This window comes from Rhodococcus sp. WWJCD1 (assembly GCF_002258735.1).
Lineage (GTDB): Bacteria > Actinomycetota > Actinomycetes > Mycobacteriales > Mycobacteriaceae > Rhodococcoides.
In genome coordinates this window covers 88,436-111,140 of record NZ_NOXY01000031.1, presented here as the reverse complement: position 1 = coordinate 111,140, position 22,705 = coordinate 88,436, and the positions used below count along the sequence as shown (strand labels likewise).

At 64.3% G+C, this 22,705-nt stretch carries 27 protein-coding genes; 17 read left to right on the top strand and 10 right to left on the bottom strand.

Annotated elements, in window-relative coordinates:
- Window positions 1–3: 3 nt before the first annotated feature.
- Window positions 4–402 (bottom strand): TOBE domain-containing protein, encoded by a 399-nt coding sequence (locus CH286_RS23545; RefSeq protein ID WP_032403224.1) that lies wholly within the window; start codon window positions 400–402, stop codon window positions 4–6.
- 243 nt (window positions 403–645) lie between these two features.
- Here CH286_RS23545 and CH286_RS23540 point away from each other — a divergent pair, with 243 nt between their 5' ends.
- Genes CH286_RS23540 through truB form a run of 3 tightly spaced genes read left to right on the top strand, consistent with a single transcriptional unit; the run spans window position 646 to window position 3,199 of the window.
- On the top strand, window positions 646–1,569 hold the full coding sequence (locus CH286_RS23540; protein WP_094610529.1) for a metallophosphoesterase family protein: 924 nt from the start codon (window positions 646–648) through the stop codon (window positions 1,567–1,569).
- The gene (gene npt / locus CH286_RS23535; protein ID WP_032403226.1) at window positions 1,566–2,231 is read left to right on the top strand and encodes a 4'-phosphopantetheinyl transferase Npt; all 666 of its coding nucleotides are present in this window, start codon (window positions 1,566–1,568) and stop codon (window positions 2,229–2,231) included. The genes CH286_RS23540 and npt overlap by 4 nt, the downstream gene beginning before the upstream one ends.
- Before the next feature lie 35 nt (window positions 2,232–2,266).
- Window positions 2,267–3,199 carry a tRNA pseudouridine(55) synthase TruB gene (gene truB / locus CH286_RS23530; RefSeq protein ID WP_094610633.1) on the top strand — a complete coding sequence of 311 codons (933 nt, stop codon included), beginning with the start codon at window positions 2,267–2,269 and terminating at the stop codon, window positions 3,197–3,199.
- A 13-nt stretch (window positions 3,200–3,212) separates the two neighbouring features.
- Here truB and CH286_RS23525 read toward each other — a convergent pair whose 3' ends face one another.
- From CH286_RS23525 to CH286_RS23510, 4 genes are read right to left on the bottom strand one after another with little or no spacing between them, the layout of a single operon-like run.
- Complete coding sequence (locus CH286_RS23525; RefSeq protein WP_032378212.1) at window positions 3,213–3,947, bottom strand: metal-dependent transcriptional regulator; 735 nt, start codon at window positions 3,945–3,947, stop codon at window positions 3,213–3,215.
- A gap of 19 nt (window positions 3,948–3,966) precedes the next feature.
- Window positions 3,967–4,839 (bottom strand): metal ABC transporter permease, encoded by an 873-nt coding sequence (locus CH286_RS23520; RefSeq protein ID WP_037173976.1) that lies wholly within the window; start codon window positions 4,837–4,839, stop codon window positions 3,967–3,969.
- Window positions 4,840–4,842: 3 nt separating this feature from the next.
- Window positions 4,843–5,667, bottom strand: coding sequence for a metal ABC transporter ATP-binding protein (locus tag CH286_RS23515; protein WP_052058479.1), 825 nt, complete (start codon window positions 5,665–5,667; stop codon window positions 4,843–4,845).
- Window positions 5,664–6,575, bottom strand: coding sequence for a metal ABC transporter substrate-binding protein (locus tag CH286_RS23510; protein WP_094610527.1), 912 nt, complete (start codon window positions 6,573–6,575; stop codon window positions 5,664–5,666). The genes CH286_RS23515 and CH286_RS23510 overlap by 4 nt, the downstream gene beginning before the upstream one ends.
- Window positions 6,576–6,729: 154 nt before the next feature.
- Between CH286_RS23510 and CH286_RS23505 the strand changes: the two genes are divergently transcribed.
- The 4 genes from CH286_RS23505 to CH286_RS23490 all read left to right on the top strand — a co-directional run bounded on the left by CH286_RS23505 (window position 6,730) and on the right by CH286_RS23490 (window position 12,098).
- The gene (locus CH286_RS23505; protein ID WP_170944831.1) at window positions 6,730–7,698 is read left to right on the top strand and encodes a bifunctional riboflavin kinase/FAD synthetase; all 969 of its coding nucleotides are present in this window, start codon (window positions 6,730–6,732) and stop codon (window positions 7,696–7,698) included.
- A gap of 123 nt (window positions 7,699–7,821) precedes the next feature.
- Window positions 7,822–8,091 (top strand): 30S ribosomal protein S15, encoded by a 270-nt coding sequence (gene rpsO / locus CH286_RS23500; RefSeq protein ID WP_027496764.1) that lies wholly within the window; start codon window positions 7,822–7,824, stop codon window positions 8,089–8,091.
- Window positions 8,092–8,482: 391 nt separating this feature from the next.
- Window positions 8,483–10,744, top strand: a complete 2,262-nt coding sequence (locus CH286_RS23495; RefSeq protein ID WP_094610526.1) for a polyribonucleotide nucleotidyltransferase — start codon at window positions 8,483–8,485, stop codon at window positions 10,742–10,744.
- Window positions 10,745–10,811: 67 nt separating this feature from the next.
- A complete protein-coding gene (locus CH286_RS23490; protein WP_255182763.1) occupies window positions 10,812–12,098 on the top strand; it encodes a M16 family metallopeptidase in 1,287 nt (428 codons plus the stop codon).
- On the opposite strand, the gene CH286_RS23485 is transcribed toward CH286_RS23490, so the two are convergent.
- Window positions 12,079–12,651 (bottom strand): TetR/AcrR family transcriptional regulator, encoded by a 573-nt coding sequence (locus tag CH286_RS23485; RefSeq protein ID WP_094610525.1) that lies wholly within the window; start codon window positions 12,649–12,651, stop codon window positions 12,079–12,081. The genes CH286_RS23490 and CH286_RS23485 overlap by 20 nt on opposite strands.
- A 53-nt stretch (window positions 12,652–12,704) precedes the next feature.
- Between CH286_RS23485 and CH286_RS23480 the strand changes: the two genes are divergently transcribed.
- Window positions 12,705–13,379, top strand: a complete 675-nt coding sequence (locus CH286_RS23480) for a lysophospholipid acyltransferase family protein (protein WP_094610524.1) — start codon at window positions 12,705–12,707, stop codon at window positions 13,377–13,379.
- On the top strand, window positions 13,376–14,173 hold the full coding sequence (locus CH286_RS23475) for an SDR family oxidoreductase (protein WP_094610523.1): 798 nt from the start codon (window positions 13,376–13,378) through the stop codon (window positions 14,171–14,173). Before CH286_RS23480 ends, CH286_RS23475 begins: the two co-directional genes overlap by 4 nt.
- 18 nt (window positions 14,174–14,191) lie before the next feature.
- On the opposite strand, the gene CH286_RS23470 is transcribed toward CH286_RS23475, so the two are convergent.
- Together CH286_RS23470 and CH286_RS23465 are read right to left on the bottom strand one after the other, a co-directional pair.
- The gene (locus CH286_RS23470; RefSeq protein ID WP_032403616.1) at window positions 14,192–14,935 is read right to left on the bottom strand and encodes a polyprenol monophosphomannose synthase; all 744 of its coding nucleotides are present in this window, start codon (window positions 14,933–14,935) and stop codon (window positions 14,192–14,194) included.
- A 70-nt stretch (window positions 14,936–15,005) separates the two neighbouring features.
- Window positions 15,006–15,797 carry a 2-phosphosulfolactate phosphatase gene (locus CH286_RS23465; protein ID WP_094610522.1) on the bottom strand — a complete coding sequence of 264 codons (792 nt, stop codon included), beginning with the start codon at window positions 15,795–15,797 and terminating at the stop codon, window positions 15,006–15,008.
- Between the two features lie 66 nt (window positions 15,798–15,863).
- Between CH286_RS23465 and CH286_RS23460 the strand changes: the two genes are divergently transcribed.
- On the top strand, window positions 15,864–16,295 hold the full coding sequence (locus CH286_RS23460) for a hypothetical protein (RefSeq protein WP_032403234.1): 432 nt from the start codon (window positions 15,864–15,866) through the stop codon (window positions 16,293–16,295).
- Window positions 16,296–16,315: 20 nt separating this feature from the next.
- Here the strand turns inward: CH286_RS23460 and CH286_RS23455 are convergent, their stop codons facing one another.
- A complete protein-coding gene (locus CH286_RS23455) occupies window positions 16,316–16,591 on the bottom strand; it encodes a hypothetical protein (RefSeq protein ID WP_032377097.1) in 276 nt (91 codons plus the stop codon).
- A 98-nt stretch (window positions 16,592–16,689) separates the two neighbouring features.
- On the opposite strand from CH286_RS23455, the gene CH286_RS23450 reads away from it, so the two are divergent.
- Both CH286_RS23450 and CH286_RS23445 read left to right on the top strand, forming a co-directional pair.
- On the top strand, window positions 16,690–17,340 hold the full coding sequence (locus tag CH286_RS23450; protein ID WP_094610521.1) for an AMIN-like domain-containing (lipo)protein: 651 nt from the start codon (window positions 16,690–16,692) through the stop codon (window positions 17,338–17,340).
- Between the two features lie 80 nt (window positions 17,341–17,420).
- Window positions 17,421–17,870, top strand: coding sequence for a response regulator transcription factor (locus tag CH286_RS23445; RefSeq protein ID WP_037151639.1), 450 nt, complete (start codon window positions 17,421–17,423; stop codon window positions 17,868–17,870).
- 1 nt (window position 17,871) lies between these two features.
- On the opposite strand, the gene CH286_RS23440 is transcribed toward CH286_RS23445, so the two are convergent.
- Window positions 17,872–18,585 (bottom strand): aquaporin, encoded by a 714-nt coding sequence (locus CH286_RS23440; RefSeq protein ID WP_037151470.1) that lies wholly within the window; start codon window positions 18,583–18,585, stop codon window positions 17,872–17,874.
- Window positions 18,586–18,875: 290 nt separating this feature from the next.
- On the opposite strand from CH286_RS23440, the gene CH286_RS23435 reads away from it, so the two are divergent.
- From CH286_RS23435 to nuoE, 5 genes are read left to right on the top strand one after another with little or no spacing between them, the layout of a single operon-like run.
- A complete protein-coding gene (locus CH286_RS23435) occupies window positions 18,876–19,235 on the top strand; it encodes an NADH-quinone oxidoreductase subunit A (RefSeq protein WP_032403618.1) in 360 nt (119 codons plus the stop codon).
- A 55-nt stretch (window positions 19,236–19,290) separates the two neighbouring features.
- Complete coding sequence (locus CH286_RS23430) at window positions 19,291–19,845, top strand: NuoB/complex I 20 kDa subunit family protein (protein WP_037173966.1); 555 nt, start codon at window positions 19,291–19,293, stop codon at window positions 19,843–19,845.
- Entirely contained in the window at window positions 19,842–20,498 is a 657-nt protein-coding gene (locus tag CH286_RS23425; protein ID WP_094610520.1) for an NADH-quinone oxidoreductase subunit C, read from the top strand. The genes CH286_RS23430 and CH286_RS23425 overlap by 4 nt, the downstream gene beginning before the upstream one ends.
- Window positions 20,498–21,796, top strand: a complete 1,299-nt coding sequence (gene nuoD, locus CH286_RS23420) for an NADH dehydrogenase (quinone) subunit D (protein ID WP_032377103.1) — start codon at window positions 20,498–20,500, stop codon at window positions 21,794–21,796. Before CH286_RS23425 ends, nuoD begins: the two co-directional genes overlap by 1 nt.
- A complete protein-coding gene (nuoE, locus tag CH286_RS23415) occupies window positions 21,793–22,704 on the top strand; it encodes an NADH-quinone oxidoreductase subunit NuoE (protein ID WP_094610519.1) in 912 nt (303 codons plus the stop codon). The genes nuoD and nuoE overlap by 4 nt, the downstream gene beginning before the upstream one ends.
- The last annotated feature ends 1 nt before the right edge of the window (window position 22,705 follow it).

Here is a 22,705-nt window from a genome sequence, read left to right as displayed (position 1 = left end):
GATCTAGGGTGTCTCGACGATGACCGTGGTGGCCTTGACGACCGCGACGGTCACCTTGCCCGGCTCCAGTCCGAGTTCACGAACGGACTCGGTACTCATCAGGGACACGATGGAAAAGGGCCCACACTGCATGGTGACCTCGCTCATCACCGTGTCCGAGACGACCCCGGTGACGAGCCCGACCAGTCGGTTGCGGGCAGAACTGCCGCCGGAGGCCACTTCGGGTGGGGGCGCGGCATGCTGGCGGGCATAAGCGGCGAGGTCACTGCCGGCGATCACCTTGCGCCCTGTCTCGTCCTCGAACGAGGCGAGTGTGCCGCCGTCGATCCACCTCCGCACGGTGTCGTCACTGACGCCGAGCAGTGCGGCAGCGTCTCGAATGCGGACCGGAGGCACCGTCATCGCGACACCCGCGCTGTCTTGGTCGTCCGCAAAAAAGTCATGAAAGGCACCATATACCCGAATCTGCGGTGACGACGAGCGGATTGCCTCCAGTGCGGCCGGGACCGTCGGTCATGACGGGAGCTACCGCTTCACCCCGCCTGGATGCGCCGCGGAATCTCCGTGGAGGATTGAGCGTTGATACGTTCTCGGACGGTTCGGCGACTCGACGTCGACGGCCGAACGGATCGGAAGGGGTCATCAGTGGCAGCGAAGCTGTGGGCAGTGAGCGACATTCACGTCGGACATCGGGGCAACAAGCCCGTCACCGAGGACATCTTCCCCGAGTCTCCCGACGACTGGCTGATCGTGGCCGGTGACGTGTCGGAGAAGACCGACGACATCAAGTGGGCGCTCGAACTGCTGCGCAGTCGTTTCGCGAAGGTCATCTGGGTTCCCGGAAACCACGAGCTGTGGACGACGGTGAAAGATCCCGTCCAGATCCACGGAGCAGCCCGATACGAGTACTTGGTCAACCTGTGCCGTGAGATCGACGTCGTCACTCCGGAGGATCCGTACCTGCTGTGGGAGGGAGAGGGTGGTCCGGCGACGATAGTGCCGATGTTTCTGCTGTACGACTACACCTTCCTGCCGCAGGGAGCTCGGGACAAGGAGCACGGGCTGGCGATCGCGCGAGAGAAGAACGTCGTCGCCACGGACGAATTTCTGCTGTCCTCGCAGCCGTATGCCACGCGGGATGCGTGGTGCCATGCGCGCATCGACGCCACTCGTGACCGGCTCGATGCCCTCGATACAACCGTTCCCACGGTGCTGATCAACCACTTTCCGATGGTCCGTCAGCCGACCGAGGTGCTCTTCTACCCGGAGTTCGCGCTGTGGTGCGGGTCGACTCTCACGGCGGATTGGCACACGAGGTACAACGCGATCTGCTCGGTGTACGGGCACCTGCACATTCCGCGTACCACCTACTACGACGGCGTTCGCTTCGAGGAGGTGTCGGTGGGCTACCCGCGCGAGTGGCAGCGCCGTGGACTGCCGAAGAACGTTCTGCGGCAAATTCTTCCGGTTCCCGAGTATCCGCCGGGGTCGTTGAACAAATGGGGCGGGCACTTCACCGTGACTCCCGAGATGGAAGCAGAAGTAGAGAAGATGAGGGCGGGCAAGTGATCGAATCCATACTTCCGAACGGTGTGGTCTCGGCCGAACTGTTCGTCGACCCACCGGATTTGGTGCCCCATCCACTCGAAGCCCCGTTGGTCGCCAAGGCTGTGGACAAGCGCAAGCGTGAGTTCACCTCGGCTCGGCACTGTGCTCGAGTGGCGATGGGAAAGCTGGGCGTGGAGCCCGCACCGATCATGCGAGGCAAATCCGGTGCGCCACAGTGGCCGAAGGGTGTGGTCGGATCGTTGACGCACTGCGACGGTTATCGCGGTGCCGTATTGGCCTATTCGATGCAGGTGCGATCGGTCGGCATCGACGCCGAGCCGCACGGGCCTCTACCCGACGGTGTGCTGGAGGCGGTGAGCCTCGAGGCAGAGCGAGACTGGCTCGCGACCGCGGGCCGCGAGGACGTGCACTGGGATCGAGTGTTGTTCTGCGCCAAGGAAGCGACGTACAAGGCCTGGGAGCCGTTGACCGGACGGTGGCTCGGTTTCGAGGACGCGCACATCACCTTCGAGCGCACCGGCTCCGGTGACGACATCTCCGGGACGTTCAGATCCGAACTGCTGGTGCCCGGCGATACCGTCTCCGGGCCTCCTCTGACGTCGTTCGACGGTCGATGGATGGTGGCCAACGGACTGGTGATGACGGCAATCTCGGTGATGTGACGACCGGCTGGTCGCGCCTGGCACAATGCTCTCTTGTGAGTGCTCGCGAAAAGATTTCGTCCGGTCTCGTCGGTGCCGGCTTATTGGTGGTCGACAAAGGACCGGGCGTGACGAGTCACGATGTCGTGGCGTCGTGTCGAAAACTGTTGCGCACCAGAAAGGTCGGCCATGCGGGAACTCTCGACCCCATGGCGACCGGAGTGCTGGTGCTCGGTGTGGAGCGGGCGACCAAGATGCTCGGACTGCTCTCACTGACCACCAAGTCGTACACCGCGACGGTGCGGCTCGGCCGCAGTACGACGACAGACGACGCCGAGGGTGACGTTCTGGCGGATGTCTCGGCCTCGCACCTCTCCGATTCGGACATCGCGACCGCGATCTCGGCGTTGACCGGTGACATCGAGCAGGTGCCGTCGAGTGTCAGTGCCATCAAGGTCGACGGACAGCGAGCGCACAAGCTGTCTCGAGCCGGCGAGGAGTTCACCCTTGCCGCCCGGAACGTCAGTGTCACCCGATTCGATGTGACGGCCAGGCGTGATGTCGTCGAACACGAAGCCACCTTCGTCGACCTCGATGTGGAGGTGGAGTGCACGTCGGGGACGTACGTGCGCGCGCTGGCGCGAGATCTCGGTGCGGCGCTGGGCGTCGGCGGTCACCTGACCGTGCTGCGCCGCACACGCGTCGGTCCCTTCACCCTCGAGCATGCCCGGACGCTCGAGGAGTTGGCCGAGGACCCGGCCGTCAGTCTCGATATCGACGAGGCCGCACGCACCGCTTTTCCGCACCGGCAGATCGATGCGGGCGAGGCGGAATCGCTGAGTCAGGGCCGCTGGCTGGATCCGATCGGAATCGATGGGGTGTACGCGGCCGTCGATCCGACCGGTCACACCATCGCTCTGCTTCAGGAGAAGGGCAAGCGCGCCAGTTCGGTCATGGTCGTGCGGCCCGCGACCTTGCGCGGGCACTGAACCGGCCCGGCAATCAGTTCGCGGGAACCATCCAGATCGCCTCGGCGGCGCGATGGCCCAGGTCGATGGAGTCCGTGGCATCGTCCCGCGCGAGTTCGATGGCAACCGTGCCGGCGTAGTCACGTCGTTCGATCACCGTGATCGGCAGGTCGAGCGTGATACCGACCGAATCGAAGTAGCGAAGCATCGCAGGATCGGAGTCGGAGATTCTGGCGACTCGGCCGGACTGTCCGTCGAGGTACTCGCTCAGGCGGGTCGCGGACGGAGTCTCGATCGCACCGTCGACCGACGGAATCGGATCTCCGTGCGGATCGCGTTCGGGGTGGCCCAATTTGGCGTCGATCCGGTCCATCATCAGGTCCGAGACGGCGTGTTCGAGAATCTCCGCCTCGTCGTGCACTTCGTCCCAGCCGTAGCCCAGTTCGCGGACTAGATAGGTCTCGATCAGCCGGTGCCGACGCACCATGCCGATGGCAGCCAGGCGACCCTTCTCGGTCAGTGAGATGGCTCCGTAGCGGGCGTGGTCGACCATGCCCTGATCGGCGAGCTTGCGAATCGCCTCGGACACCGTCGAGGCGGAGACGCCGATGCGCTCGGAGAGCATCTTGGTGCTGACGGAGTCCTCGCTCCATTCGCTGGCCGTCCAGATGACCTTGAGATAGTCCTGCGCAACCGCGGACAGCTGGACGCCCTCGTCGGCCGGTGCGGGATCGGTTCTTTGTTGCGCCACGCCGCCGAGCTTAGGCAATCCAATGGAAAAAGACATCTCACCCGGCCGGAGCAGCCGGCACCTGTCGGCGTTGTCGCAGGGCGCGGACGACGATGCCCTGTGATGGGCTCAGCAGGTAGGCAAGCACGAAGACGAGTCCCTGGGTGAGCACGACGCTGCCTCCCGAGGACACGTCGAGGTAGAAGCTGGCATAGATCCCCACCAGCGCGCACCCCACCGAGATCAGCGGTGCCAGCACGAGCATGCGGCCGAAGCTGTGTGTGAGCAGGTACGCCGACGCGCCGGGAGTGATGAGCATCGCGACGACGAGAATCACTCCGACGGCCTGGAGTGCAACCACGGTGGTCAGCGCCAGCAGGGTCAGCATCACGGCCGAGATCACCGTGGGATTGATTCCGACGGCGCGTGCCTGGGTGCGGTCGAAGGCGAAGAGCGTGAAGTCGCGACGCTTGACGATCATGACGGTCAGCGCGATTCCACCCAGGACGAACACCTGCACCATGTCGGCCTGAGAGACGCCCAGCAGATTGCCGAACAGGATGTGATTGAGGTCGATCTGGCTGGGAAACTTCGAGATCAGGACGACGCCGAGCGCGAACAAGGTGGTGAAGACGACGCCGATCGCAGCGTCCTCCTTGACGATGGTGGTGTTGCGGACGACTCCGATGGCACCGACCGCGATGAGAGCGAACAGCAGCGCTCCGATCGCGAACGGTGCACCGAGCAGATACGACAACGCGACACCGGGCAGAACGGCGTGCGAGACCGCGTCGCCCATCAGAGACCAGCCGATGAGGACGAGCCAACAGCTCAGCACCGCGCACACGATCGAGGCGGTGACTGTCACCAGGAGCGCGCGTTGCATGAAAGTGTATTCGAGTGGGTCCACGAGAAAGTCGATCACGTACACGGTTCAGCTCGCTTCCGAGGTTCGGGCCGGTCGTGGAGTGCCTGCGCCCAGCTCGTCGATCCTCGTCGGATCTATGCCGAATGCCAGAGCGAGGTTCTCGGGGCGAAGTACCTCGACCGGACTGCCGTGCATCAGCACCCGCTGTTGGAGCAGGATCGCCTCGTCGCACAGGTCCGGCAGGGCATGCAGATCATGGGTGGACACGAGAACCGATGCACCGTCTGCTGCGAGTTCGCGCAGCAGCCGGGTAATGGTTGCCTCGGTCTTCTTGTCCACTCCGGCGAAAGGCTCGTCGAGCAACAGCAAAGACGCCTCCTGGGCAATGGCGCGGGCAACGAACGCGCGCTTGCGTTGGCCACCCGAGAGCTGGCCGATCTGTCGGTTCGCGAGATCGGCGAGGTCGACGCGCTGCAGGGCCTCGTCGACGGCGCGCCGATCGGCCGCTCGAGGAGTACGGAGAAGATTCTGCTTTCCGTATCGGCCCATCATCACCACGTCTCGCACACTGATCGGGAACGTCCAGTCGACCGATTCCGCCTGGGGCACATAGCTGACAGTGCCTGCTTTGCGCGCCTGGGCGGGGTCGCCGCCGAACACGGTGATCGAGCCGGAGTTGGGCTTGACCACGCCCATGACGGCCTTGAACAGCGTCGACTTGCCCGATCCGTTCATGCCGACCAACCCGCACACCCGCCCTGGTGCGAGCGTGAGGCTGGCATCGACGAGAGCCACGACGTCGCGGTATCGCACGTTGACGGTGTCGACCGTCAGCGCTGCTCCGTTCTCGTGCGGGGCCCTGTCGTGCTGGGTCCCAGTCTTCCGGGTCATTGTTCTCCTACCAGTGCGTCGGCGATCAACCGTGCGTCGTAGCGCAGTAGATCCAGGTATGTGGGTACGGGGCCGGACGCATCGCTCAGCGAGTCGACGTACAGCTTTCCCCCGAATCGAGCGCCGGTGTCCTCGGCGACCTGCAGCTGCGCCTTGTCCGAGACGGTCGACTCGCAGAACACGGCGGGTACAGCGTTGTCGCGAACGAAATCGATGGTGCGCACCACCTGCTTCGGCGTTCCTTCCTGCTCGGCGTTGACCGGCCACAGGTAGGCCTCCTGCAAGTCGAAGTCACGGGCCAGATAGCCGAAGGCACCTTCACAGGTGACGAGTGCACGCTGACGTTCGGGCAGTGCGGAGAGGTCGGCGTCGAGTTCGGTACCGACCTCGCGGAGTTGTCCGATGTACGCGACCGCGTTCGCTCGGTAGTCGTCGGTGTTGGCGGGGTCGAGTGCGACGAACGCGTCGGCGATGTTCTGCACGTAGGTCTCGGCGACGACCGGCGACATCCAGGCGTGTGGGTTCGCCTTTCCCGCGTAGGCATCGTCGCGAATGTAGACCGGCTCCACGTCCGCACTCACTACGGCGTGCGGTGCGGGAACACGTTCGACGAACTTCGCGAACCATGATTCGAGTCCGAGTCCGTTGTCCAGGATCAGCTCGGCCTGCTCGGCAGTGCGGAGGTCTCCCGGGGTCGGCTCGTAGCCGTGAATCTCCGCACCGGGTTTTGTGATCGATTCCACTCGCAGGTGTTCACCGGCGACGTTCGCGGCCATGTCGGCGAGGACGGTGAACGTCGTCAGTACGAGCGGTCTGCCGTCGTCGAGTGCAGTCGGATCGTCGTCGCCCACGGCGCGGGCACAGCTGGTCGACGCCACGACCAGGAGACCGGCCACCACCCAGCTCACGACGACGCGTCGAGTGCGAAATCCACTCGTGCGAAGAAAAAAGTTAGGCACCCCGAAATATTTACCGTGGGGATACCTTTTTGTCCATACCTGCCATGTGCGACACGCCTGGCCGAGAGTGACCGAGCGGCCGTCGGGCCGTAGGCTTCGCGGTGTGCAGAGATGGCGAGGTCTCGACGATGTACCTGCCGACTGGGGTCGGTGCGTGCTCACGATCGGCGTCTTCGACGGCGTTCATCGCGGACACGCGCAACTGATCGGCCGAGCGGTGGCCGCTGCGAAGAAGCGCGGCGTTCCCAGCGTGCTCATGACGTTCGATCCTCACCCGATGGAAGTCGTGCGGCCGGGGAGTCACCCTGCTCAGTTGACGACCCTGACGAGGCGAGCCGAACTCGCCGAGGAACTGGGAATCGACGTGTTCTGTGTCATGCCGTTCACGCCCGAGCTGATGAAACTGACCCCCGAGCGATACGTCCACGAGATCCTGATCGAACGCCTGCACGTTGCCGAAGTGGTCGTAGGCGAGAACTTCACCTACGGGAAGAAGGCACTCGGTACCGTCCCGATGCTGCGCAAGATCGGCGAACGGTCCGGATTCGCAGTCGACGGAGTCAACCTGCTCGCCGAGCACGCCGTGACGTTCTCCTCGACGTACATCAGATCGTGCGTGGACGCCGGTGATGTCGCTGCAGCCACTGCCGCGCTCGGGCGACCGCACCGCGTCGAGGGTGTCGTTGTGCACGGTGACGGCCGAGGTCGCCAAATGGGTTATCCGACAGCCAATGTCGCGCCGCCCATGTACTCCGCCATTCCCGCCGACGGCGTCTACGCGGCATGGTTCACCGTGCTGGGGCCGGGTCCGATCATGGGGACGGTCACGCCGGGGGAGCGACATCCTGCCGCGGTGTCGGTGGGCACCAATCCCACGTTCTCGGGTCGTACCAGGACTGTCGAGGCGTTCGTGCTCGACGGTGAGGCCGACCTGTACGGGCAGCATGTGGCGGTCGATTTCGTCGAGCGGCTGCGCGGGATGGAGAAATTCGATTCGATGGAAGCGCTCGTGGAGGAAATGGGCCGCGACGCCGATCGTGCCCGCTCCATTCTGGCGACGAGCACAGCCTGATAGGCTGTCCCCTCGGTGCTCGCTGCGGTCCGCGGCGGCTGTACCGGCTTCGATCCCGCTCGTTCGTTCGGCGGGACGCGTTGCTTCCTTTCACGCGGACGTCATTGATCAGGAGTAGTACCAGTGGCATTGACCACCGAACAGAAGAAGGCCGTTCTCGGCGAGTACGGCTTGCACCCCACCGACACGGGCTCGCCCGAGGCGCAGGTTGCAATGCTCACCAAGCGCATCGTCGACTTGACCGAGCACCTCAAGATGCACAAGCACGATCACCACTCCCGCCGCGGCCTGTTGCTGCTGGTCGGACGTCGTCGTCGTCTGCTCAAGTACATCGCCAAGGTCGACGTCACCCGCTACCGCTCGCTCATCGAGCGTCTGGGTCTGCGTCGATAATTCGCATCGACGCGAGGTTGTCACCGATGCACGGTTCGACGCGCCGGTGTACACCGGACTCGCAGCAATAGTGCAGTAGCCAACGAGGCAGTGCTTAGACTGTTCCTCGTTGGCTATCTGTGTTTGTACCGCAAGAACAGTTTCGCCAGCACGAGAAAGCGGATGCACGGCATCCGCACACCGCCGTGTATGCCTGTCACGCCGTGGTGACGGTCTTCGGTAGTGGCCTTTCGGATACGAGATCCGGTGGGCTTCGATCGATGGCCGCCTCCGCGCAGCCGCGTCCCGAGAGATCTCGGAGATGGACGGCACAGGTATGCCGCCACAGCCAGGAGGGCTCGTGGTGTGTCCACGCGGGCACGGCAAAGACGAGAGGACGAGAACAGAACACATGTCGGAAACCACAACCTTGGACGTCGAAGAAGGCGTCTACGAAGCCACTGCGATCATCGACAACGGCACGTTCGGCAAGCGGACCATCCGCTTCGAGACCGGCCGCCTCGCACAGCAGGCCGCTGGCGCAGTCGCCGCGTACCTCGACGAGGACACCATGCTGCTGTCGGCAACGACCGCAGGCAAGCACCCCCGTGAGGGATTCGATTTCTTCCCGTTGACGGTCGACGTCGAAGAGCGCATGTACGCCGCGGGCCGGATCCCCGGATCGTTCTTCCGTCGTGAGGGCCGTCCGTCCACCGACGCCATCCTCACCTGCCGCCTGATCGACCGGCCGCTGCGTCCGACGTTCGTCGACGGACTGCGCAACGAGATCCAGGTCGTCATCACCGTCCTGAGCCTCAACCCCGCCGATCTGTACGACGTCGTCGCGATCAACGCGGCATCGGCCTCGACTCAGATCGCCGGCCTGCCGTTCTCCGGCCCGATCGGTGGCGTTCGCGTCGCACTGATCGACAAGCAGTGGGTCGCCTTCCCGACCAACGAGCAGCTCGAGAAGGCCGTGTTCAACATGGTCGTCGCGGGTCGCATCGTCTCCGGCTCCGGTGCCGACGCAGATGTCGCCATCATGATGGTCGAAGCCGAGGCCACCGAGAACGTCATCGAGCTCATCGAGGGTGGCGCTACCGCCCCCAACGAAGCAGTCGTCGCCGAGGGCCTCGAGGCTTCGAAGCCCTTCATCGCTGCCCTGTGCACCGCACAGCAGGAGCTCGCGTCCAAGGCCGCCAAGCCCACCGGCGACTACCCGGTCTTCCCGGCGTACCAGTCGGACGTCTTCGAGGCCGTCGAGAACGCCGCGAAGATCCCGCTGAACGAGGCGCTGACCATTGCAGGCAAGGCCGAGCGCGAGAGCAAGCTCGACGAGGTCAAGGCTCAGGTTCTCACCTCGGTCGGAGACAGCTTCGCCGGCCGGGAGAAGGAGATCGGTGCCGCATTCCGTGCACTGACCAAGAAGTCGGTTCGCCAGCGCATCCTCACCGACCACTTCCGTATCGACGGTCGCGGCATCACCGACATCCGGTCGCTGTCCGCCGAGGTCGCGATCATCCCGCGTACCCACGGATCGGCTCTCTTCGAGCGCGGCGAGACCCAGATCCTGGGCGTCACCACCCTCGACATGGTCAAGATGGCGCAGCAGGTCGATTCGCTCGGGCCCGAGACGTCCAAGCGCTACATGCACCATTACAACTTCCCGCCGTACTCCACCGGTGAGACCGGCCGCGTCGGTTCGCCGAAGCGTCGCGAGATCGGTCACGGCGCGCTCGCCGAGCGCGCTCTGCTGCCGGTTCTGCCCAGCCAGGCAGAGTTCCCGTACGCCATCCGCCAGGTCTCCGAGGCACTGAGCTCGAACGGCTCGACCTCGATGGGCTCGGTCTGCGCCTCGACCCTGTCGCTGCTCAATGCCGGTGTGCCGTTGCGTGCCCCGGTTGCGGGTATCGCCATGGGCCTCGTGTCCGACGAGGTCGACGGCGAGACCCGTTACGTCGCCCTCACCGACATCCTCGGTGCCGAGGATGCGTTCGGCGACATGGACTTCAAGGTCGCCGGAACCAAGGACTTCGTCACGGCGCTGCAGCTCGACACCAAGCTCGACGGCATCCCCTCCAAGGTGCTCGCCGGCGCGCTGTCGCAGGCCAAGGATGCTCGCACGACGATCCTCGAGGTCATGGCCGAGGCCATCGACACCCCGGACGAGATGAGCCCGTACGCACCTCGCGTCACCGCGATCAAGGTGCCGGTCGACAAGATCGGCGAGGTCATCGGGCCCAAGGGCAAGATGATCAACTCCATCACCGAGCAGACCGGTGCCAACATCTCGATCGAAGATGACGGCACTGTCTACGTCGGTGCGGCGGACGGCCCGTCCGCACAGGCCGCGATCGACATGATCAACGCCATCGCCAACCCGCAGCTGCCGAAGGTCGGCGAGCGATTCCTCGGAACCGTCGTCAAGACAACGGCTTTCGGTGCGTTCGTCTCGCTGCTCCCGGGCCGCGACGGACTGGTGCACATCTCGAAGCTCGGTAACGGCAAGCGCATCAACAAGGTCGAGGACGTCGTGAGCGTCGGATCCAAGTTGCGCGTCGAGATCGCCGATATCGACAACCGCGGCAAGATCAGCCTCGTTCCCGTCGAAGACGACAACGCAGCTGCTCCTGCCGACGCTCCCGAGGCACCCGCCGAGGCCAGCGCTGAGTAAGAAGCAACCGAGCCGAACGGTACGTCCCCTCGGGTCGTACCGTTCGGCCGTTACGGACAACGTCGCCATCGATGCCGGCGTGCAACGCACGACTCTGCCCGGCGGGCTTCGGGTCGTCACCGAGTTCGTTCCCGGCGTTCGCTCGGCGTCGGTCGGAGTGTGGGTCGGAGTGGGCTCACGCGACGAGCAACCGAGTGTTGCCGGAGCCGCGCACTTCCTCGAACATCTGCTGTTCAAGTCGACGCCGACGCGCAGTGCGCTCGAGATCGCCCAGGTGATGGACGGTGTCGGGGGAGAGCTGAACGCATTCACCTCCAAGGAGAGCACGTGTTTCTATGCGCACGTGCTCGACGAGGACGTGGCACTCGCCATCGATTTGGTCAGCGATGTGGTGCTTCGCGGTCGGTGTAGATCGGCGGATGTGGACGTCGAGCGGCAGGTGGTTCTCGAAGAGATCTCCATGCGCGACGACGATCCCGAGGATCTGCTGGGAGATGCCTTCCTGGAAGCGATGTTCGGTGATCACCCCATCGGGCGTCCGATCATCGGATCCGTCGAATCCATCGAATCGATGACCCGTTCCCAACTGCACTCGTTTCACGTTCGCCGCTACACCCCGCAGCGCATGGTCGTGGCGGTCGCAGGCAACGTCGATCACAAGCAGATCGTCTCGCTCGTGCGCCGCGCATTCTCCGGCCATCTGGAGAAGGGTGCGCGGCCGGCCGAAAGGCGCGGTGGCACAGCACGATTACGCAACGCTCCCACGTTGAGCCTGACCACCCGTGAGAGCGAGCAGGCGCATCTGTGCCTGGGTGTGCGGGCGTTCGGTCGACACGAAGGGCATCGCTGGGCGTTGTCCGTGCTCAATTCGGCTGTCGGCGGTGGGCTCAGTTCTCGCCTGTTCCAGGAGATCAGGGAAGAGCGCGGACTGGCTTACTCGGTGTACTCCTCGGTGGACACGTTTGCCGACAGCGGTGCGTTCTCGGTGTACGCGGGATGCCAGCCGGATAACCTCGGCGAGGTCACCACGGTGATTCGTGAGGTCTTGGCCAAGGTTGCGGCCGAGGGCATCACCGATGCGGAGTGTGCTCGCGCGAAGGGCTCGTTGCGCGGCGGACTGGTTCTGGGCCTGGAAGATTCGGGCTCCCGGATGAACCGTATCGGTCGTAGCGAACTGAACTACGGCAATCACCGCGACATCACCGACACGCTCTCGCGTATCGACAGCGTCGGCAACGACGAGGTGCGCGAGGTCGCCGCCGTGCTGCTCGATCGTCCGTTCGGTGCCGCGGTGGTCGGTCCGTACAAGAACGCTCGTCAGTTGCCGGCATCGGTCAGGTCCCTGGTTCGCTAGCGTCTGCGATCACGTCGCGCACTGCACAGCGGATCAGGTCCGGCACTGCCGAGGTGTCAGTGATCGGTTCGAATGCTCGGGTGGAGTGCAGCGCGGCTATTCCGTGCACGGAGGTCCACAGTCTCATCGCTGTGAACTGTGGATTTTCCGGCGCGACGGTGCCGAGTGTCGAGGTGAGTGCTTCGAAGAGGGGGCGCGACTGTTGTCGCAGATTCTCACCGGAGCCGGCGAGCAGGTCGTGTCGAAAGATGAGAGCGAACATCGCCGGGCGCTGCGCTGCGAATTGCACGTACGCGTGCGCCATCGCATCCACAGCATCTCTGGGTGAATCCGACTGTTGTGCAGCAGAATTCAGCGCGGTCCCGAGATCGACGAGGCCGACTCGGGCCACGGCCGCGGCGAGTGCGCTCAGCGTCGGAAAGTACCGCCTGGGAGCGCCGTGAGAGACGCCGGCCTCGCGAGTGACCGCTCTGATGGTCAACCCTTCCGGTCCCTCGCTGTCGAGTAGGCGTACACCCGCGTCGATCAGCCGCGTCCGAAGGTTGTCTGGCACGTAGACATTGTCTACTCTCGGCCGTGACGATGTCCAGCCGAGAGGATCGATCGATGTGGTATCTGCTCTTCAAATATGTGTTGATCGGCCCGATTCTCCGAATCCTCGGACGCCCGTCGGTGGTCGGTGGAGGCAATCTCCCGACGACGGGACCGGTGATCATCGCCGGCAACCACCTCACGGTCGTCGACTCGTTCTTTCTCGTCCTCCTGGTTCGTCGCCGGGTCACGTTCATCGCCAAGAGCGAGTACTTCACCGGCCGGGGAATCAAGGGCGCGGCGCTTCGTTGGTTCTACAGCGCGACTGGTCAGGTTCCCGTCGACCGCCGCGGGGCGGATGCTTCTGCTCCGGCGCTCGATGCTGCGAAAAACATTCTGCGACAACGGAAGGTGTGGGCGGTGTACCCGGAAGGGACGCGATCTCCCGACGGCCGGTTGTACAAGGGCAAGACCGGGCTGGCGAGAGTGGCGATCGAGACCGGAGCGCCCGTAGTGCCGGTGGTGATGCACGGGACGCTCGGAGTCAACCCGGTGGGTTCGAGGATGTGGCGTCCGGGAAAGGTGCGCATGGTCGTCGGCGAACCATTGGATTTCACGAGATACGCAGGGGGAGAGAACAGTAGAGCCATTCTGCGGGCTACCACCGATGAGGTGATGGCAGCGCTGGCGACCCTGTCGGGGCAGGAGTACGTCGACGTGTACGCCGCGACGGTCAAGGACGCGGCATGACCTCGGACGCGCACGCACGCGGCAGAACAGTCCTCGTGACCGGTGTCGGTCGGCGGGAGGGAATCGGTTTCGCCATCACCCGCCGGCTGTTGCGTGACGAGAGCACCCGCGTCTTTGCGCACTCGTGCGACGGCTACGACATCACCGAGCCGTGGGGAGCCGGCACACCGGGAGCACAGGAGGTGTTGGCCGAGTTGTCCACCGCCACCGACAGGCTCGGCCACCTCGACATCGATTTCGTGGATCCGGCGGCACCGGCAACCCTGTTCGACGCGGCGGAATCCACGCTCGGCAGCATCGATTCTCTGGTGGTCAACCATGCGCGGTCGCAGCTGGGTGATCTGGGTTCGATGACGGCGGAATCGCTCGACCGGACGTGGGCGGTGAATGTGCGAGCGTCTCTGCTTCTGGTGCAGGAATTCGCGCGGCGCTACGTCGATCATCCCTATGGTGGTCGCGTCGTACTGTTCACCTCTGGCCAGGACCAGGGGCCCATGCCGACAGAGATTCCTTACGCGGTGAGCAAGGGTGCCATCGCGTCGATCACCCCGACCCTGGCCGATGCGGTGATCGAGCAAGGCATCACGGTCAACACGATCAATCCGGGTCCCACCGATACCGGCTGGGCCAGCGCAGATCTGAGCGAATTCGTAGAGCGTCACATGCCGCGCGGTCGGTGGAACTCACCGGAAGAGGCCGCCGCCGTCGTGGCGATGTTGCTCTCGCCCGATTCGGGTTCGATCACCGGTCAGGTCATCGGGGCCGAAGGCGGATTCCGACGCTTCACGCCGTGATGGCGGCCGGTGCGCCGGTTACAGCTTCTTCTTGCCCAGCAACAACTTCCACGGCACCAAGGCCGATTCGAGCTGGACCGACAGGCTCATCTTGGATTCGCCCTCGCTACGCTCCTCGAACGTGATCGGCACCTCGGCGAGAGTGAGGCCGTGCTTGACGGTCCGGTAGTTCATCTCGACCTGGAACGCGTACCCGTTGCTCTCGACCGACGCCACATCGATGGTGCGCAGGGTGCGTGCGTGCCATGCTTTGAATCCTGCTGTCGCGTCCTTGACGCCGAGTCGCAGAATCGTGTTGACGTAGAAGTTCGCCCAGGCCGACAGCGCTTTGCGGTGCCAGGGCCAATCTGCGGCAACGGCACCGCCGGGAACGTATCGCGATCCGAGAACCACGGCCGCATCGGTGGTGTTCAGCTTGTCGATCATCGCCGGGATCACCTCGGTGGGGTGCGAGAGATCGGCATCCATCTGGATCACGATGTCCGCGCCTTCGTCGAGAGCCCGCGTCATACCCGCGACGTATGCGCGGCCGAGTCCGTTCTTCTCGGTGCGGTGGAGAACACTGATGTCGAGAGGGCCGTCGATGGCCAGTTTGTCGGCAATGTCGCCGGTGCCGTCGGGTGAATTGTCGTCGACGACCAGCACGCCGAGCCCCTCCACCTTCAACCCGGCGAGCAACTCGACGAGCTTGGGAAGGTTCTCGCGCTCGTTGTACGTCGGTACAACGACGGTGGTCTTCGGGGCGACTCGTTCCGTACTCACCACCGTATGATCCGTGATCAGGGGTCCCGATCCAAATATCGGACATAATCGGCCGTGTCGGCTCGGCGATTCAGCTCTCTGTCGAACCCGCGATCGTCCGTCGACGAGTTGCGTCGACGAACATTCCGTCGCGCAGAATCGGAACGCAGCCACTCGAGCCGGTCTCGGCGGCGATCACCACGTCCTCGGGATGCCCCATCGCGTTCAATTCCTGTCCGGACGCGCATCGCAGCAGCTCGGAGGCCACATCCTGCTTCACGGCCCGCCACGCCGCTGCTGCCGCCACCGCCTCCGCAGACGCGTCGGCTGCTCCGGAATCGAGAAGTTCGGCGATGACCGCACCCGCTCCCCACAGGTCCTCGACTGCGGGACGAAGTGATGCGTCGGGCCACCGTTCACCTGACGCTATGACGGCAATCACGGCGGTCGGGTTCTCGGCACGTATCCACGTCGCGACCGCCGCGGCATTTCTCAACGATGCGCCTATGAACAGCCCGGCCCGGCTCGCGAGTTCGTAGGCGATGGTGGAGCCGTTGGGTGACGGCAACACCAGACGGGCTGGTGGTGGAGTGTTTCGGATACTGGCCGGGCACAGGCTGATCCGGCCCGGAGAGCCTGCCGATCGGCCGACGGCGAGGACTGCGTCGAACTCCTCGGCCAGCTGCGAAGCTCGGTCGTCGCGCCATCGGCACGGAATCACGTCGATACCCGCATCCATCGCCACCGTCAGCGTCGTCGTGAACGACAGGACGTCGACGATCACGGCGATGTCCGCCCCGTCGACGATGGAATCGGCCCCCGAGAGACCCCACTCGAATCTGACTCCGTGCGCGCGCTGGGACAGTCCGGGATCGACAGGCATTGCCGAACGGTAACAAAGCAGGCGACGGTGCTACCTTCGGCGCGTAATCGAGTGGGGGAGCCGAAGATGCAGTTGGAGCTGGATACGAAGGTGATCGTCCTCGCGGCCGGTCTTCTGTTGCTGTGGGCTCTGGGGTTGGGGGTGCTGAAATATCGCCAGATGTCGACCTCGGCGGACGGGACGGCGCATCGATACGTCGACATCGCCCACCGAGCGGCGCTGATGTACTCGTTCGCCGCGCTGGTGCTGGCAGTCCTGGCGCACTTCAGTGCCTGGCCGGTTCCGGTCGATCTGACCGCGGCATCGGTGGTGTTGCTGTTCTTCGTGGGCGCGATCGCCGGATACACCGTGCACGGTATTCGGCGTGACACCGAGAACCAGTTCGTCCACCCGGTCGCGGGAACTCACGTGTTCATGGTGGCGCTGATCATCGGCGAAATCGGAGGAACTGCCGTGTTGGTGAGCGGCTTCGCAGTGGGGCAGTTCCGCCCGATCTGAGGACCGTGTGACGACAGCTACTACCGGGGGTCGAGGTAGAGCTCGGCGGTCTCGGTGGCCACCGCAGAGACTGCGGCGGCCAGTTCGGGCTCCAGGTCGAGTGCCCGGGTGAGACCTTCGCCGCGAAGGCCCTGTGACCGAAGGAGCTCCCAGGCCTGTTCGACGAGCCGAACCGAGGTGGGATGATCCAATTCGGGGCGGTTGGACCGCAGTGCTGTCGCAGCCCAATCTGCGTCGAACGTCCCGTTGGGTGGACCGAACACACGCTCACCGGACGAATAGCTTTTCGGCTCCATGCTCCGACGCTAGCAGGATCGACAGTCGGCGCAATCGTGACCGAATCGCGTCGAAGCACCACTACCGAACCGAACGGTTTCTTCGGTACGGTACGGCGATGCACGAAGGTCACCGCAGCGAGCCGGCCGCGTCCTTGGCGGCCTGGCCACTACTGGTCGTCCTGCTCGCCGGCTGCTCCGGTGCCGACGTCACCACCGGGATCGACGAGGTCTCGGCCGGCACGAACTACACCACGGTCACGGGTTCTCTGGATGTCGGAGATCCGTTCGCTGTTCCGGGTCCCACCGCCGCTCCGACGGCCGTCATTCCCTACGTCGACGAGCTTCCTCCAAGTCTCGAAGGTGCCCGTTACCCGGGAATGTCGCCGGTCGGTGTCACCGATGTCGTGTTCGTAGGGGCTTCGGCCGTCGAATATCGGCTGGCAGGCAACGGTCCGGTGTCGTACACCGTGAGGTACGTCGACGAGGCGGTGCGGTACGGCACGAGTGAACCCGTCGCGGTGCCCGGGAAATCGGTAGTGCAGGTCGACCTGTCGGGCACATCGACGGAATCCGACGACAGCGTGGCGGATTATGCCGGGCCGGAACGAATTCGCAACGATGCAGGTTCCGCCGTGGTCTCGGTCGACTTTCTGGCCGATCCCGGCGGAATCTCGCAGTCGTTCATCGGTGTGGGTACCGATCGACCCGAGTTCACGGTGACCACCACGGAAAATCCCGCCGCGGTGGTCGTCACCATCGCATCCTGATCGACACTGTGAACGTCGAATGCACTTCCGCCCCGGCTGTTTCGGCCCCTCCTCGTCGGCCGCGCGGTAGCATCGCCGGTGTGTCCGACGCCACTGCGAGAGAGAATCGACCAGCTCGTGTGCGGGTGCTCGTCTACAGCAGCAACGCCGAGACTCGCGCTCAGGTGGAGTCTGCAGTGGGAACTCGACCGGATCCGGCGCTCGGCGAGATCGACTACGTGGACGTCGCTACGGCGGCCGTCGTCATCGAGCACTTGGATGCGGGCGGAGTCGACTTGGTCATCCTCGACGGTGAGTCCTCCCCGGTCGGGGGCCTCGGCCTGGCGAAGCAGCTCAAGGACGAGATCGACCCGTGCCCGCCGGTGCTGGTTCTCATCGGACGCCCCGACGACAGATGGTTGGCAGACTGGTCACGCGCCGAGGCTGCTGTTCCCCATCCGCTCGATCCGATTCGGCTGGGACGGGCAGTGGTCGATCTGTTGAGGCAGCACTCGGTACGCGTCGGTGCCCCGGTCTCTCGATCGCGGTAGGTCAGACCGTCTTTTCCGATGCGGGCACCGTCAGCACGAACCGGTGGATCGAGCCGGCGATGACAGCTCCGAGCACGGGAAAGACTACGAACACCCACAGTTGTGACAGGGCAGGACCGCCGGCGACGAGGGCTGGGCCGAAGGACCGAGCAGGGTTGACCGAGGTCGAATCGATTCCGATGCCAAGCAGGTGGACCACGGTCAGGGTCAGGCCGATCGGGATGCCGGCCGCCACGACGGGGTGAACGGTGGGGGCCGTGGTGGCCAGTACGACGAGGACGAGCAGGCCGGTCGCGATCGTCTCGAACACCGCTACCGACGCCAGCCCGTATTCTCCGGGCGAGGAGGTGCCGAATCCATTGGTGCCCAGACCGTCCGACGACATGTCGTATCCGGGACGGCCGGACGCGACGAACAGCACGATCAGCGCGCCGATCACTGCACCGACGGCCTGGGCGGCGATGTAGAACACAGCCTTGATCGGGGTGATGGCGCGAGCTATGAGGGCTCCGATCGTCACGGCCGGGTTGATGTGGCAGCCGGAGATCGGGCCGATCGCGTAGACGAGGGCGAGCAAGGTGAGCCCGAACGCCAGTGCGATGCCAGGGGTCCCGACGGTGTCTCCGGCGATGACGGCAGTGCCGACACCGAAAATGACCAGCAGGGCAGTGCCGAGTCCCTCAGCGGCGAGCGCTGAGACGGAAATCGACTTCATCGTGTCTCCTTCGTGATGTCGGCAGCCCGGGTCGGGCGGCCGGAAATGTTCGCAGATTGGTCGTCACCCGTGGAATGGACCGCATGTGAAGGTCACGTGATATAGGTCACACTCATGAACGGGGCCGGAGGCTGCGCGGCCCATGCGCGTCAACGGTTTACGAAACTGGACTGCTCGAAATCCCGCGAGATCCGTACCGAACCCATACTGTGTGGTTCAGGTCACATTGGTACGGTCGTCGCATTTACCTCGCGTCGGCGCGGACGTCGATCGAGGGAGCGGATGCCCGAATGAACGCCTACGTTCCGATTCTCGTTCTCGGTGTCATTGCGATCGCGTTCGCGGTGTTCTCGGTGATGGTCGGCACCATGGTGGGGCCCGCGCGATACAACCGCGCCAAATTCGACGCCTACGAATGCGGTATCGAGCCGACGATGCATGCGCCTACGGGCCAACGATTTCCGGTGAAGTTCTACCTGACCGCGATGCTGTTCATCATCTTCGACATCGAGATCGTCTTTCTCTATCCGTGGGCGGTCCACCTCGACGTGTTGGGAGCATTCGGGCTCGTCGCCATGGCGCTGTTCGTCGTCAACGTGTCGGTCGCCTACATCTACGAATGGCGGCGAGGCGGACTCGGTTGGGACTGATTCGACGAAGAACGGTGCTTGTTCTCAATTCTGCGAAAGCGAAAGAGCGTGATCGATGGGACTCGAAGAGAAGCTACCCAGTGGATTTCTGCTGACCACCGTCGAAGGGTTGGCCGGATACGCCCGTAAGGGTTCGCTGTGGCCGGCCACATTCGGTCTCGCGTGCTGCGCGATCGAAATGATGGCCACTACGTCCGGTCGGTTCGACCTCGCCCGATTCGGTATGGAAGCGTTTCGCGCATCTCCGCGCCAAGCGGATCTGATGATCGTGGCGGGGCGCGTCAGCCAGAAGATGGGTCCGGTGCTGCGGCAGGTGTACGACCAGATGGCCGAACCCAAATGGGTGCTGGCCATGGGGGTCTGCGCGTCCTCGGGCGGAATGTTCAACAATTACGCGGTGGTCCAAGGCGTCGACCACATCGTTCCCGTCGACATCTATCTGCCGGGTTGCCCGCCGCGGCCGGAGATGTTGCTCAACGCAATTCTGGAGCTGCACAAGAAGATTCAGGAAATGCCGCTCGGCGTCAATCGAGAGCAGGTGCGCGCGGCAGCCGAAGCCGCGGCGCTGTCGTCCACCCCGACGATCGATCTCAAAGGCCTGCTGCGATGACCGCGCACGGACCCCGCGGGATGTTCGGTGTCCAGGGCACCGGTGACACATCCGGTTACGGCCGACTGCAGCCTCCGGTCGCAGCGATCGACACCGCCGTGCGGCCCTACGGCGGCTACTTCGATGCAGTGGTCGACCGGCTGGCCGCGGTTCTCGAAGCCGGTGCTGTGTCGTACGAGGACGCAGTCGAACGCGTGGTGATCCATCGGGGCGAGTTGACCGCGCATCTCACGAGAGAACACGTCTGCGCGGTGGCCCGTGCGCTGCGTGACGACGAGGAGCTCCGATTCGAGTTGTGTACGGGCGCGTCGGGTGTGCACTACCCGGATCAGGTCGGCCGCGAATTGCATGTGGTCTATCACCTCGTCTCCATCACACACGGACGTCGCCTGCGACTCGAAGTCGCCGTGCCCGATGCAGATCCGCACACGCCCTCGCTCTGCGGGGTGTATCCCACCAACGACTGGCACGAACGCGAGGTCTACGACTTCTTCGGCATCGTGTTCGACGGTCACCCTGCACTGACGCGTATCGAGATGCCCGACGACTGGGTCGGTCACCCGCAACGCAAGGACTATCCGCTGGGTGGAATTCCCATCGAGTACAAGGGCGCTCGGGTCGCGCCCCCGAACGAGCGCAGGTCGTACAACTGATGAGCGCAACAGACGAAACCATCTACGCGGTATCGGGCCAGGACTGGGACGACGTCGTCGAACTGGCCCGCGGGTCCGGCACCGAACGGATCGTGGTGAACATGGGTCCGCAACACCCGTCCACCCACGGGGTACTGCGGTTGATCCTCGAGATCGAGGGCGAGACCGTCACCGAGGCTCGATGCGGGATCGGCTACCTGCACACCGGAATCGAGAAGAACCTCGAGTATCGCAATTGGACCCAGGGCGTCACGTTCGTCACCCGTATGGATTACCTGTCGCCGTTCTTCAACGAGACGGCGTACTGCCTCGGCGTGGAAAAGCTGCTCGACATCACCGACGACATTCCCGAGCGCGCGACGGTGATCCGGGTGATGCTGATGGAGCTGAATCGAATTTCGTCCCACTTGGTTGCATTGGCAACGGGCGGAATGGAATTGGGTGCGGTAACAGCGATGCTGTTCGGCTTCCGTGAGCGAGAACTGATCCTCGACGTCTTCGAGGCCATCACCGGGCTCCGGATGAATCACGCCTACATCCGTCCGGGAGGGCTGTCTCAGGATCTCCCGGACGATGCGATCGAGAAGGTGCGCGAGCTTCTCCGGGTGCTGCCCGGACGCCTTCGAGATCTCGAACTCATGCTCAACGACAACCCGATCTGGAAGGCCAGAACCGAGAACGTCGGCTACCTGGACCTGACCGGATGCATGGCCCTCGGCGTCACCGGCCCGGTGCTTCGATCGACCGGACTGCCCTACGATCTGCGCCGCGCCGATCCCTACTGCGGATACGACAGCTACGAGTTCGACGTGGTGACCGACACCGGAAGCGACTGTTACGGGCGCTATCTGATCCGGGTCGAGGAGATGAAGGAGTCACTCAAGATCGTCGAACAGACCCTCGATCGCCTCCGTCCGGGGCCCGTCGTCATCGACGACAAGAAGATCGCCTGGCCTGCCGATCTGGTGTCGGGACCCGATGGCCTCGGCAACTCGCAGGATCACGTGCGCACCATCATGAACACCTCGATGGAATCACTGATCCACCACTTCAAACTGGTGACCGAGGGGATGCGAGTCCCGGCCGGGCAGGTGCTGTCGTCGGTGGAGTCACCTCGCGGTGAGCTGGGCGTACACATCGTCAGCGACGGCGGGACACGGCCGTACCGAGTGCATTTCAGAGACCCTTCCTTCACCAATCTGCAGGCAGTGGCCGCGATGTGCGAGGGCGGCATGATCTCCGACGTCATCGCCGCGGTCGCCAGTATCGACCCGGTGATGGGTGGGGTGGACCGATGACCGCGCAGCCGCACTCGGAGCCGGTGCTGATTCAACTCGGAGCCCGCCCGGACGAGGCGGTGCAACTGGCCGGCCGCGGTGCACGAACGTCGTATGCCCCCGAGGTGCTCGCCCGGCTGCACGCCGACGCCGCCATCGTTGTCGCGCGCTATCCGCAGGCCAGATCGGCACTGCTGCCGTTGTTGCACCTCGTGCAATCCGAGGACGGCTTCCTCACCCCCGCAGGAATCGAATTCTGTTCCGACGTACTCGAACTCACCGGTGCGGAGGTCACTGCCGTCGCAACGTTCTATTCGATGTACCGCCGCGAGCCCACGGGGACGTACCGCGTCGGCGTGTGCACCAATACCCTGTGCGCCGTCATGGGCGGCGACGCCATCATGGACACCCTGCGCGACCACCTCGACATCGAGCATGGCGAGACGACCGCCGACGGCACCATCACTCTCGAACACATCGAATGCAACGCCGCGTGCGACTACGCACCGGTGATGATGGTCAATTGGGAGTTCTTCGACAACAGCACCCCGTCGTCTGCGCGGGATCTGGTCGATGCACTTCGATCCGGTGCTCAGGTCACCCCGACGCGTGGAGCGCCACTGTGCACGTTTCGTGAGACCGAACGAATTCTCGCCGGATTTCCCGATGACCGCCCCGAGGCGGTCGAATCATCCGGTGGCGCAGGCGAAGCCACTCTCACCGGTCTGCGCTACGCCCGAGAGCACGCGATGTCTGCTCCCGAGGTCGCATCGAATCGGGACTACGGGCACCCCGATGTCGAGACCCCCGATGTCGGAGCCGAAGCAGTAGCGGAGACGGTGCGAGACAAGCCTGCGCCGGCGCCCTCGGCCACCGTGCCACCACAGCCGAACACCACCGAGACCGATCCATCGACGAAGGGGGAGTGAC

What these genes read in the sequence shown, in the direction of transcription:
- CH286_RS23545 (WP_032403224.1), bottom strand. Translation starts at nt 402, where the DNA reads ATGACGGTGCCTCCGGTCCGCATTCGAGACGCTGCCGCACTGCTCGGC.
- CH286_RS23515 (WP_052058479.1), bottom strand. Translation starts at nt 5,667, where the DNA reads ATGACCCGGAAGACTGGGACCCAGCACGACAGGGCCCCGCACGAGAAC.
- CH286_RS23495 (WP_094610526.1), top strand. Translation starts at nt 8,483, where the DNA reads ATGTCGGAAACCACAACCTTGGACGTCGAAGAAGGCGTCTACGAAGCC.
- CH286_RS23480 (WP_094610524.1), top strand. Translation starts at nt 12,705, where the DNA reads ATGTGGTATCTGCTCTTCAAATATGTGTTGATCGGCCCGATTCTCCGA.
- CH286_RS23475 (WP_094610523.1), top strand. Translation starts at nt 13,376, where the DNA reads ATGACCTCGGACGCGCACGCACGCGGCAGAACAGTCCTCGTGACCGGT.
- CH286_RS23465 (WP_094610522.1), bottom strand. Translation starts at nt 15,797, where the DNA reads ATGCCTGTCGATCCCGGACTGTCCCAGCGCGCGCACGGAGTCAGATTC.
- CH286_RS23460 (WP_032403234.1), top strand. Translation starts at nt 15,864, where the DNA reads ATGCAGTTGGAGCTGGATACGAAGGTGATCGTCCTCGCGGCCGGTCTT.
- CH286_RS23455 (WP_032377097.1), bottom strand. Translation starts at nt 16,591, where the DNA reads ATGGAGCCGAAAAGCTATTCGTCCGGTGAGCGTGTGTTCGGTCCACCC.
- CH286_RS23450 (WP_094610521.1), top strand. Translation starts at nt 16,690, where the DNA reads ATGCACGAAGGTCACCGCAGCGAGCCGGCCGCGTCCTTGGCGGCCTGG.
- CH286_RS23440 (WP_037151470.1), bottom strand. Translation starts at nt 18,585, where the DNA reads ATGAAGTCGATTTCCGTCTCAGCGCTCGCCGCTGAGGGACTCGGCACT.
- CH286_RS23435 (WP_032403618.1), top strand. Translation starts at nt 18,876, where the DNA reads ATGAACGCCTACGTTCCGATTCTCGTTCTCGGTGTCATTGCGATCGCG.
- CH286_RS23430 (WP_037173966.1), top strand. Translation starts at nt 19,291, where the DNA reads ATGGGACTCGAAGAGAAGCTACCCAGTGGATTTCTGCTGACCACCGTC.
- CH286_RS23425 (WP_094610520.1), top strand. Translation starts at nt 19,842, where the DNA reads ATGACCGCGCACGGACCCCGCGGGATGTTCGGTGTCCAGGGCACCGGT.
- nuoD (WP_032377103.1), top strand. Translation starts at nt 20,498, where the DNA reads ATGAGCGCAACAGACGAAACCATCTACGCGGTATCGGGCCAGGACTGG.
- nuoE (WP_094610519.1), top strand. Translation starts at nt 21,793, where the DNA reads ATGACCGCGCAGCCGCACTCGGAGCCGGTGCTGATTCAACTCGGAGCC.